Raw genomic sequence first — 10,507 nt, 5'->3', positions numbered from 1 at the left:
GCTGCCAAACAACCCTGCGGCGCAGAAAATCCTGAGGCGCTACTGCCAAACAACCCTGCGGCGCAGAAAATCCTGAGGCGCTACTGCCAAACAACCCTGCGGCGCAGAAAATCCCGAGGCGCTACTGCCAAACAACCTTGCGGCGCAGAAAATCCCGAGGCGCTACTGCCAAACAACCCTGCAGCGCAGAAAATCCCGAGGCGCTACTGCCAAACAACCTCGGTTTGCAGAAATCCCATCGGGAAAAGTGGACAGACGAAAAAGGCGAGCATGCTTCACAGCACACTCGCCCGCTCATTTATTCAAATTTTATCTGCTAATGAAAGCTTTTTAATCGTCAATCGCTGACGTGATGGGGTTGCCGACGCAGGCATTGGGCATCTGAATGTGGAGCAATGCACAAATGGTGGGGGCAATGTCGGTCATGCGTGTGGGGGCAAAAGTCTCGCCTTTGTCGACGCCCCAGCCCATGAAAATGAGCGGAATGTGGGCATCGTCGGGGTTCCACAGCCCGTGGGTGGTGCCTTTATAGGTGGGCGATGCCTTCACATTAATCCATCCGGGATGGGTGACGATGAGCAAATCGCCTCCCCGTTCGCGGCTGTATCCGTTGATGATGCGTTCGCGGATGGGCTGCGGAATGGGCTGCGTTTCGACGTTGTTGTAGTCAACAACATAGGTGATGTGGGGCTGTTTTTCGAGCCATTCCTTCGCGGCGGCCTTCACTTTGTTGAGGTCTAAGCCCGCGTTTTGGATGGCCTGGTGGTCGAGATAGATGCGCAGCGAGTTTTCGCCCAGCAGCAATTTGGCGCCGGTTGCAAATTGTTTTTGCAAGGCCTCGTTGAGCTTTGTGGCGAGCGTCCACGCTTCAAATCCTCCGGCGGGCATCTTGTGGCTGCGCATAAAGTTGGGATTGTGGGAGCCACCGTGGTCGGCCGAGAGGAAAAGCAGGTAGTTGCCGCGGCCGACAGTGGCGTCTAAGGTGTTGAGGAAGCGCGTCAAGTCGCGGTCGAGCTGCAAATAGGCGTCGTGGATTTCCTGCCCGCGGGTGCTGAATTTGTGCCCGATAGCGTCGGTCGACGAGACGCTGATGGCGAGCATGTCGGTTTCGTTTCCTTGTCCAAGGCGTTCGTTCCTGAGGGCTGCTTCGGCCATATCAAAGGTCATGGGGATGCCCTTGACGTTGGTTTTGAGGTCGAATCCCGGTGCCGTCTTGTGGGTTTTGTTGAATTGTTCCACCCAGGCGGGCAGCTGCTGCATGTAATACGTGCTCGAAACGAAGTGTCCGGCGCGTGTGTCCCACCAATAAGCTGCGTCGGCACTGTGGCCGGCTGGCAGGATGGCGGCGCGGTCTTTGAGCGCCACGCCAACGACCTTTGCGCGGAAATTGGTGACGAGTTTCAGCTCATCGCCGATGGTTGAAGCGAGCAGATTGCGTGGCGACATCTTGCCTTCGACGGTCGTTGAGCCCACGCTTTGCACGCTGTCGTCCTGGCAACAATAGGTGGGTCGGCCGTTGATGAAGAAGTCGTTGCCGAGAATTCCGGTCAAAGCCGGCACGCTGCCCGTGTAGATCGACGAGTGACCAATGGCCGTAACGGTGGGAATATAGGGTATCATGGTGTTTTGGCAGCTGCGCCCTTCGCGCAACAGGCGCTTAAATCCGCCCTCTCCAAACTCGTTGTTGTAATAATAAAGGTAGTCCCAACGCATTTGGTCGACTACGATTCCGACAACCAATTTCGGTCGTCTCACCTGTGCATTGAGCACGGTGCAGCATGCTAAGAGCAAGCCTATAAAAATGGATTTTTTCATTGTGATGCGGAGTTAGTTTGCTTCAAGTTCGTGGATGCGCGCGAGGAAATAGGCCTTCACGTCGCTCCATTTATAATAAGGTGCGGTTGTGCTGTCGATGGGCAGCCGTGCTTCGTGCTCGTTGCGCAGAATTTTCACCAGGATGTCTTTCTTCGTTGGGTGGCGATAGAACACGAGTTGGATGTTGCAGGCCATGGGGAAGATGCGGTAATCCTGCCATCCGCGCTCGTCAAGCTCTCCGAGATTGTCGACGCGCATGCCCAAGTTGTCGAGGTTCATGAGGCAGGAAAGCGGCATCACCATGGTGTCGTGGCCATAGCGCAACGTTGCTCCGGGGTGTTGAAAGCGGATGCAACTGTCGGCTTCAGCAATGATTTTGCGCAGCAGGAACCGCTGCGACGAGGGCTGATGGCCGCCGTTGAGGGGCGAAGGTCCGTAGGCAATGTACCAATAGGCGTTTTGCACTTGCCAGAGATTGTAGAGCTCATCGTCGGTAAAGAGGTCGTAGAGGCTCATCGTGTGGCGCAGCTCTGTGCTCTGCAAGTTGCCCGCTTGCCGGAAAAGGGTTTCGTAGAGGGCGAGCGTGTCGACATGGTTTTTCCAATATTGCGTGTCGTTAAACAGCTCATTCATCACGCGTGCGGGCTGCTCGTGCTGCTTCTTGAAGTCAAGATAAGCCTGCTTGGCGGTCGCGGTGAAGCGCTTTTTGAAGAGCGTTGTGTCGTCGTGGTTCATGTAATACATGTCGTGGTTGCTGGCATCGTGGCTGATAACGAGCTGCGGATTGCGGCGCACCAGCTGTTGCAAAGCATTCTCCATGCTGAGAATGCAGCGTATGATGGTAGTGCTTTTGGCGTCGATATGCGTTTTGCCGGCGAAGATTTCGGGGAAATTCTTCATCATGCGTGCGGCAATCTGTTGGTGTTGCTGTGCGCCGAGCAATGTGAGTTCGCCGTCGCGTCCGGCGGCTGCATCGCGAATGATGCGCAGTTTCTGCAACACTTCCTTTCCTTTCGGCGTGAGTTTGCCGAGCGAGTCGGCCTGCATGAGCCACACAACGGGGCGCTGATAGTCGCGTTCGCCGATGAGCCAGCGGCTGCCATGCCGGCCATAATGGCTCAAGTAAAACGGCACATAGCCCTTGGGTGCCGGCGTGAACGGCTGCTTTTGTGGTCCCGGATAAGCCAAATAGTTGGCTGCCGACACACGTCTGTCGGCTTTAAAAATGCTTCTTGTTGATTGTGCTTGGCTGCTGAAGCAGACGCTTAGCATGGCCAATCCTAATAAATAATGTTTCATCTCATTATACGTAGGTTTACATGTCATGCAAAGTTAGCAGAAAATATTGGATGCTCCCAACGTTTTGCACCAAAAAACCATGAAGAATGAATTTTTACGGCGAAATGTGTTTAATGCCCTCTTTCTTTTTGTTTTGTTTCTGATTATCGTTACCTTTGCATTTGTTTTTTCAGAATTCGCACATGGCACAGAAGTTAATACAAACGCAGGAGCAGAAGTTGGCGCAGAACATACGGCTGTCGCAGCAACAGTTGTTGCAGATTCATTTGCTCGAAATGCCACTCACCGAGTTAGAAGAAAACATCCATGCCGAATTGGACGATAATCCGGCGTTGGAGAAAGCCGACAACGATGCGCTGTCCTTGGATGAAGAACAGCACGAAGACGACAACGAACCCACCGACTTTGAAGCGCAAACCGAGAAGGAGGAACGGCAAGATGCACTCGACGCTGCACTCGAAAATATCGACAGCGACGACGTGATGCCCACGCCAAACTATGCCAACAACCACGACAATGCCGATTATGAGGAGATGGTTTATGGCGACACGCTGTCGTTCTATGACCGGTTGAAAGAGCAAATGGGCATGCTCACCCTCAGCGATGAGGAGCACGCCGTGATGGAATACCTCATCGGCAGTTTGGACGACGACGGCCTCTTGCGCAAAGATTTGGGCATGCTGAGCGACGAGTTGGCCATCTATCACAACATCGATGTGACGCCCGAGCAGATTGAAGCCGTGCTGAAGAAGCTGCAAAGCATGGATCCTGCCGGCATCGGTGCGCGCTCGTTGCAAGAGTGTCTGCTGCTGCAAGTGGCACGATGGCGCGAAGAAGGCGAGAGCACGCCACGCGTGTTAGACCTGTTAGAAGTGATTTTCGCGCAATACTTCGATGCGTTTACCAAAAATAATTGGGACAAAATCAAAACACAATTACATCTCACCGATGTGCAAGTGGAGGCGCTGCAACACGAAATTCGCAAGCTCAATCCCAAACCGGGAGCCGCATTGGGCGAGACCGAGGGGCGCAGTTTGCAACAGATAACCCCCGACTTTATCGTCGATACAGCTGACGATGGCACCGTCACCTTCAGCCTCAATAACGGTCAATTACCCGAATTAAGGGTGTCGTCCTCGTTCAAAGAGATGGCCGATGCCTATAAACAAAACAAGGAGAGCATGAGCCGTCAGACCAAAGAGGCGTTGCTCTATGCCAAAGAAAAGGTGGCGCGGGCGCAAGGTTACATCGCTGCCATCAAACAAAGGCAGCGCACGATGATGCTCACCATGGGTGCCATCATCGAGTGGCAGAAACGCTTTTTCCAGGAAGGGGATGAGACAGAACTGCGCCCGATGATTTTAAAAGACATCGCCGACCGCACGGGATTGGACATTTCTACCGTGAGTCGTGTGAGCAATGTGAAGTATGCGCAGACCCGATGGGGCACCTTTCCCCTACGCTTTTTCTTCACAGACACCTTCACATCGAGCACGGGCGAGGCCTTCTCAACGCGTCAAATGCGCTTGGCTTTCAAAGCGATTGTGGACAACGAAGACAAGCAACATCCGCTGAGCGACGATGCTTTGGCCAAGGCTATGGCTACAAAAGGGTTTCCCATTGCGCGGCGTACGGCGGCCAAATATCGCGAACAGCTGAACATTCCCACAGCCAAGTTGCGCAAAGAAACATAGCTTTCGGAGACGATGGATAACAAACGTAAAAGCAAAAGCATGCAGATTGGTGCACAAAGTGGTGCAAATAAGGCCGCAAAAGCGCCTTGTTTAGGCTGCAAAATGGCATCGTTTGCAAAAGGATAGCCACATAGGCACAACATAAGGACAAAAAGATTACATCAAATTGCAATAGGAGGAGCGCACAAACGCAAATGAAAGAGAAAGATTTTATCTTGGCCGCACGGGTGGTGAGCATGGTGTTTACCCCATTCTATCTGCCCCTTGTGGGGTTGATGGCGCTGTTTGTGTTCAGCTACCTGAGCCAACTTCCCACGGCCTACAAGCTCTCTGTGCTTGCCTTGGTCTACTTCTTCACCATTTTGTTGCCCACCTTTCTCATTCGGTTCTACCGGCGCTATCAGGGCTGGAAGGCCTTCGATTTCATTGTGAAAGAGCGACGCATGGTGCCCTATGTCATCTCCATCGTGTGCTATGCGGCCGCCTATTACACGATGAACGCCCTGCACATTCCCCATTTCATGGGTAGCATTCTCATTGCCGCGCTGCTCATTCAGGTGTTTTGTGCCTTCATTAATGTGGGTTGGAAAGTGTCGGTTCATGCCGCAGCCATCGGGGGTGTGGTCGGTGCCTTGCTGGCTTTCTCGCTCATTTTCGGTTTCAATCCGTTGTGGTGGCTCTGTCTCACCATCTTCATCTCGGGCGTTGTGGGCAGCAGCCGCATGCTGTTGCGCCAACATTCGCTGTCGCAAGTGGTGGTGGCCTGGCTCATCGGCTTCTTCATTGCCTTTATTGTCATCGCCCGATTTTAATTCAGCATTCTTTTAAGCATCAATTTATAACATCATTTATTATGACACCAATCGTTAGCATTATTATGGGTAGCACGAGCGATTTGCCCGTGATGGAGAAAGCTTGTCAATGGTTGAACGACCACAAAATAGCGTTCGAGGTGAATGCTTTGTCGGCACATCGCACGCCCGATGCCGTCGAACGTTTCGCCAAAGGTGCGCAGGCGCGCGGCATTCAAGTGATTATTGCCGCAGCAGGCATGTCGGCTGCTTTGCCGGGGGTGATTGCAGCCTCAACCACTTTGCCCGTTATTGGCGTGCCCATCAAAGGCATGTTGGACGGGTTAGACGCGATGTTGTCGATCATTCAGATGCCTCCCGGCATTCCTGTTGCCACCGTTGGCGTGAATGCAGCGCAAAATGCGGCCATCTTAGCGGCGCAAATCATTGCCCTTTCCAATAAGGATGTAGCGGCACAGGTGGCCGAATGGAAGGCGAGCTTGGGGCAAAAAATTGAGAAAGCCAATGCCGATTTGGCACAAGTGAACTACGAATATAAATGTAATTAAGTCCCCTTTCGCGGGCAACTCCTTCGCCACGGGCTTGCAAGGTGCAGGCCATTGGCAGGCAGTGAACGGTTAAAAAAGAGAAACGGATGGTTGATATTTTTCAATATAAACGCAGGGAAACGAGCACGGTGCATATTGGTGACTTGGAGATGGGAAGCGCATTTCCCATTCGCGTGCAAAGCATGACCACCACAAACACCAACGATACCGAGGCATGTGTGCACCAAGCCCGTGAGATTATCGATGCGGGAGGCGAGTTAGTGCGCCTCACGACACAGGGAATACGCGAGGCCGAGAACCTCAAAAACATTCATGACGGGCTGCATGCGTTGGGCTATCACACGCCGTTGGTGGCCGATGTGCATTTCAATCCCAACGTGGCCGATGTGGCATCTCGCTTCACCGAGAAGGTAAGAATTAATCCCGGCAACTATGTTGACCCTGCAAGAAAGTTTATTTTGCAAGAATATTCCGACGAAGAATATGCCGGAGAGCTGAAGAAAATCGAAGCGCGCTTTGTGCCTTTTCTCAACCTCTGCAAGGAAAACCACACGGCCATACGGATTGGGGTGAACCATGGTAGCCTGTCAGATCGCATCAGAAACCACTATGGTGATACGCCCGAAGGCATTGTTGAAAGCTGCATGGAGTTCTTACGCATCTGTCAACGCGAGGCTTTCCACGATGTAGTGATTTCGATTAAAGCCTCCAACACCGTGGTCATGGTGCGGTCGGTGCGCCTGTTGGTGGCCGAAATGGAGAAAGAAAACATGCACTATCCGTTGCATTTAGGCGTGACCGAGGCCGGCGAAGGCGAGGATGGGCGCATCAAAAGCGCCGTAGGTATTGGTGCTTTGCTGGCCGATGGCATTGGCGATACCATCAGAGTGAGCCTCAGTGAAGAGCCGGCAGCCGAGATTCCCGTAGCACGTCATTTGGTTGATTACATCGGAAAGAAGGAAGGACATTTGCTCGTTCCGGGAACAATGGCCAAGGCTTTCAACTGGATTCGCCCCGAACGGCGATTCACCCGTGCCGTGAAAGGTATTGGAGGCAGCAACCATCCTGTGGTTATCGCTTCTGCATGGAGCGGCAATGCGCAGGAGGCCGATTATATTTATGCGGGACAACAATTACCCAAGGACCGGAAAGAAGGACAGAAATACCTCATCGATTACAACCAATATGCCCAACTTGACAACGCAACGGGCGTTTATCCTATCTTTCCTGTGTCAGCCGTTCCATTCATCGGTATGACAAAAGCCGACCTTAAGTTCCTCGTATTGCAGTTTGGTGCGCCTGCCGAAGAATATTTAGCTTGCTTGAAACTGCACCCCGAAGTGGTGGTGGTTTGTATGAGCAACCATCAAAATCGTTTGGCCGACCAGCGTGCGTTAGTGCACGAGATGTGGGCTGCCGGAGCCTATAACCCCGTGGTATTTGCAGAAATGTATCAGCATTCGGCCGGCGAGAAGAGCGAGTTTCAGTTGGAAGCGGCGGCCGATTTGGGGGCTTTGATGATTGATGGGCTCACCGATGGCATTTGGTTGATGAACGATGGCGACCTGTCTCAGCAGGTGATTACCGACACCGCCTTTGGCATTTTGCAGGCTGCTCGTCTCAGAACAAGTAAAACCGAGTACATCAGTTGTCCCGGATGCGGACGCACCCTCTATGATCTGCGCGAGACCATCGCCCGCATTCGTGAAGCAACGAAAGACATGAAGGGGCTGAAAATAGGCATCATGGGTTGCATTGTGAATGGTCCCGGTGAGATGGCCGATGCCGATTATGGCTATGTTGGCGCAGGTGTTAACCGCGTAAGCCTGTATAGAAAGCAGGTTTGCGTGGAGAAAAATATTCCTCAGGAAGTGGCCGTCGACCACCTGTTAGCGTTGATTCGTAAGGATAAGACGGCACAAAGCGAGGAATAATACACCGTGAACCGAATCATTTTTCCTACCTTTGCAACCCAACATTATTAGAATCAAAACGATAAAACGATATGCAAGAGACAAGACAAAATAAGATTTCAAGGTTGTTTCAAAAAGAGTTGGCAACCATTTTTCAAGAACAGACCCGAGCGATGCATGGCCTGATGGTGAGCGTTACGCGGACGAAAGTAAGTCCCGATTTGGGTATTTGCACGGCCTATCTGAGCGTTTTCCCGAGTGAAAAGGGTGACGAGTTGCTCGAAAATGTGCGCAAGAATGTGAAAGCCATACGCTATGAGTTGGGCACCCGCATTCACAATCAGGTGCGCATCATTCCCGAATTGCGCTTCTTTATCGACGACAGCCTCGACTATATAGAACACATCGACGAATTGTTGAAAAAATAAAGGCCAGCATTAGGCTTCGCGTCGACATGAATTTTCCTTTTTATATTGCCAAACGTTATCTCTTTTCGAAAAAGAGCACCAACGTGATTAATGTCATTTCGCTGATTTCGGTCATCGGAGTTGCTGTTGCCACCATGGCCTTAGTGATTGTGTTGAGCGTGTTTAATGGCTTTCACGACTTGGTAGCTACCTTCTTTACCAACTTCGATCCTCAATTAGAAGTGGTGCCCACGATGGGGAAAACGGCTGCGGCCAACGACCCATTGTTGGCCAAAGTGAAGGCGTTGAAGGCGATTGATGTGGCTACCGAAACGGTGGAAGATCAGGCTTTGGCCATCTATCAGGGGCGACAGGCCATGGTAAAGGTGAAGGGTGTGGACGACAACTTCGACCAATTAACCCATATTCGCGACATTTTGTTTGGCGATGGCAACTATAGTCTGCACGCAGGCAACCTACAATATGGTATCATGGGCATCCGGTTGGCCAACAATCTGGGCACGGGTGCACGCTTTGGCGACTATCTTCGCATCTATGCACCACAGAAAAATGGGCAATTTGATGCCACCAATCCGGGTGATGCCTTTGTGGTCGATTCGCTGTTATCGCCGGGTGTGGTGTTTGCCGTGAACCAAAGCAAATATGACAAGAACTACATCATTGCGCCCATTGCCTTTGCTCGCCATCTGTTTGGACAGCAAGGACGCCTCTCGGCCTTGGAGTTGCGTTTGAAAGAGGGAAGCAATTTGGATGCAGTGAAACGTGATATTCAAGCTATCGTAGGCAAGAAATATAAGGTGTTGGACCGCTTTGAGCAGCAAGAAGACACGTTTAAGATCATGCAAATTGAAAAGATGATTGCCTATATCTTCCTCACTTTCATCTTAATGGTGGCTTGTTTTAACATCATTGGGTCGCTATCCATGCTCATCATTGACAAGAAAAACGATGTTGAAACGCTGCGTCATTTGGGCGCAGATGACAGGCAAATTGCACGCATCTTCTTGTTTGAAGGTCGACTTATCTCCGCTTTTGGAGCTATCTTAGGTATTGGTTTAGGACTGCTTCTGTGCTGGCTTCAACAACAATATGGTTTGGTGTCGTTGGGCAACAGCGCCGGAAGCTTTGTCGTGAATGCCTATCCCGTGAGCGTACACTATGACGATGTGCTGCTTATTTTCATCACTGTGCTCGCCGTTGGCTGGCTCTCGGTGTGGTATCCCGTTCGGGTGATGAGCAAAAATATAGAAAGGAGTTAACCCATAGCAAATACCGTTCGGGCGGTATAAGCTTTTTCCTTGGATTTTACTTACGCATTTCGCCCAGAGACTGTAAAGCTTGTTGTTTCACTATACTTTCAATCTGAGCATCATAAGCATACACTTTTTCCTTTTTTTCTGCCATCTTGCCATTTTTCTTTAAATATTTTCGCCTTCTTTCATTAAAAAGCATTAACTTTGTCGGCAGATTCTTTATTTTATTTGAATGTATAGTTTATATGATGGTAGCGTTTCAACATATTACGTTTTTTAGCATAAATTGTTTGGTAGAACCAAATAATTGTGTAACACACACACACACACACATTCGAGCGACCGCTCACATCTTATAATTTACACGCGCGATGCGCGCGTAATATACAAAAATATTTCTTTTAAACAAAGGGTATACAAGAAGTTTTTCAAGAACTTCTTGTATACCCTTTTTGCGTGGATGCCTACGCGAATTAAGGCGGGAATAACCAACGAAACAAACAATAAAGTATAATATATATAAGGTAATGAAAAGAAAAACAAATGGTAAGCGGGCCTACATGACACCCGCATGCAGTATTATTGCCGTGCCCATGGAAAGTTTGCTGCTGGGCGAGAGTCCGAGAGTACATCCCGGACAAGGCGGCGGCATCACCGAACACGAGTCAGAACATCGCGATGGCGAATATGATGAAGAAGGCGACGAAGAGTTGCCATAGTGTGGAAACAACGCTTAATTGTGAAT

10 protein-coding genes are annotated in these 10,507 nt (G+C 50.8%); 8 read left to right on the top strand and 2 right to left on the bottom strand.

What is annotated here, in order from left to right; translation table 11 throughout:
- Window positions 1-348 (top strand): hypothetical protein (locus tag HMPREF9431_RS13300; protein ID WP_196794597.1); only part of this gene is annotated, 348 nt, incomplete at its 5' end.
- Here HMPREF9431_RS13300 and HMPREF9431_RS10970 read toward each other — a convergent pair.
- Window positions 331-1,815, bottom strand: coding sequence for an alkaline phosphatase family protein (locus HMPREF9431_RS10970; RefSeq protein WP_004381373.1), 1,485 nt, complete (start codon window positions 1,813-1,815; stop codon window positions 331-333). The genes HMPREF9431_RS13300 and HMPREF9431_RS10970 overlap by 18 nt on opposite strands.
- Window positions 1,816-1,827: 12 nt before the next feature.
- A complete protein-coding gene (locus tag HMPREF9431_RS10965; RefSeq protein WP_004381372.1) occupies window positions 1,828-3,114 on the bottom strand; it encodes a histidine-type phosphatase in 1,287 nt (428 codons plus the stop codon).
- A 182-nt stretch (window positions 3,115-3,296) separates the two neighbouring features.
- Between HMPREF9431_RS10965 and rpoN the strand changes: the two genes are divergently transcribed.
- From rpoN to HMPREF9431_RS12565, 7 genes are all read left to right on the top strand, one after another.
- Entirely contained in the window at window positions 3,297-4,808 is a 1,512-nt protein-coding gene (gene rpoN / locus HMPREF9431_RS10960; RefSeq protein WP_004381371.1) for an RNA polymerase factor sigma-54, read from the top strand.
- Window positions 4,809-5,002: 194 nt separating this feature from the next.
- Window positions 5,003-5,620 (top strand): phosphatase PAP2 family protein, encoded by a 618-nt coding sequence (locus HMPREF9431_RS10955; RefSeq protein ID WP_004381370.1) that lies wholly within the window; start codon window positions 5,003-5,005, stop codon window positions 5,618-5,620.
- A gap of 41 nt (window positions 5,621-5,661) precedes the next feature.
- Complete coding sequence (purE, locus tag HMPREF9431_RS10950; RefSeq protein WP_004381369.1) at window positions 5,662-6,168, top strand: 5-(carboxyamino)imidazole ribonucleotide mutase; 507 nt, start codon at window positions 5,662-5,664, stop codon at window positions 6,166-6,168.
- Between the two features lie 86 nt (window positions 6,169-6,254).
- Window positions 6,255-8,102 carry a 4-hydroxy-3-methylbut-2-en-1-yl diphosphate synthase gene (locus HMPREF9431_RS10945; RefSeq protein WP_004381368.1) on the top strand — a complete coding sequence of 616 codons (1,848 nt, stop codon included), beginning with the start codon at window positions 6,255-6,257 and terminating at the stop codon, window positions 8,100-8,102.
- A 71-nt stretch (window positions 8,103-8,173) separates the two neighbouring features.
- Entirely contained in the window at window positions 8,174-8,509 is a 336-nt protein-coding gene (locus HMPREF9431_RS10940; RefSeq protein ID WP_004381367.1) for a ribosome-binding factor A, read from the top strand.
- A gap of 26 nt (window positions 8,510-8,535) precedes the next feature.
- Window positions 8,536-9,768, top strand: a complete 1,233-nt coding sequence (locus tag HMPREF9431_RS10935; protein WP_004381366.1) for an FtsX-like permease family protein — start codon at window positions 8,536-8,538, stop codon at window positions 9,766-9,768.
- 521 nt (window positions 9,769-10,289) lie between these two features.
- Window positions 10,290-10,481 (top strand): hypothetical protein, encoded by a 192-nt coding sequence (locus HMPREF9431_RS12565; protein ID WP_004381363.1) that lies wholly within the window; start codon window positions 10,290-10,292, stop codon window positions 10,479-10,481.
- Window positions 10,482-10,507: the final 26 nt, after the last annotated feature.

It is taken from the genome of Segatella oulorum F0390, from assembly GCF_000224615.1.
Classification (GTDB): Bacteria; Bacteroidota; Bacteroidia; order Bacteroidales; family Bacteroidaceae; genus Prevotella; species Prevotella oulorum.
The sequence above is the reverse complement of the archived record's forward strand: the minus strand, read 5'-3'. Positions and strand labels throughout refer to the sequence as shown.

Excerpts from the sequence above, each read along its gene's own strand:
- HMPREF9431_RS10970 (WP_004381373.1), bottom strand. The coding sequence starts at position 1,815 with ATGAAAAAATCCATTTTTATAGGCTTGCTCTTAGCATGCTGCACCGTG.
- HMPREF9431_RS10965 (WP_004381372.1), bottom strand. The coding sequence starts at position 3,114 with ATGAAACATTATTTATTAGGATTGGCCATGCTAAGCGTCTGCTTCAGC.
- rpoN (WP_004381371.1), top strand. The coding sequence starts at position 3,297 with ATGGCACAGAAGTTAATACAAACGCAGGAGCAGAAGTTGGCGCAGAAC.
- HMPREF9431_RS10955 (WP_004381370.1), top strand. The coding sequence starts at position 5,003 with ATGAAAGAGAAAGATTTTATCTTGGCCGCACGGGTGGTGAGCATGGTG.
- purE (WP_004381369.1), top strand. The coding sequence starts at position 5,662 with ATGACACCAATCGTTAGCATTATTATGGGTAGCACGAGCGATTTGCCC.
- HMPREF9431_RS10945 (WP_004381368.1), top strand. The coding sequence starts at position 6,255 with ATGGTTGATATTTTTCAATATAAACGCAGGGAAACGAGCACGGTGCAT.
- HMPREF9431_RS10940 (WP_004381367.1), top strand. The coding sequence starts at position 8,174 with ATGCAAGAGACAAGACAAAATAAGATTTCAAGGTTGTTTCAAAAAGAG.
- HMPREF9431_RS10935 (WP_004381366.1), top strand. The coding sequence starts at position 8,536 with ATGAATTTTCCTTTTTATATTGCCAAACGTTATCTCTTTTCGAAAAAG.
- HMPREF9431_RS12565 (WP_004381363.1), top strand. The coding sequence starts at position 10,290 with ATGAAAAGAAAAACAAATGGTAAGCGGGCCTACATGACACCCGCATGC.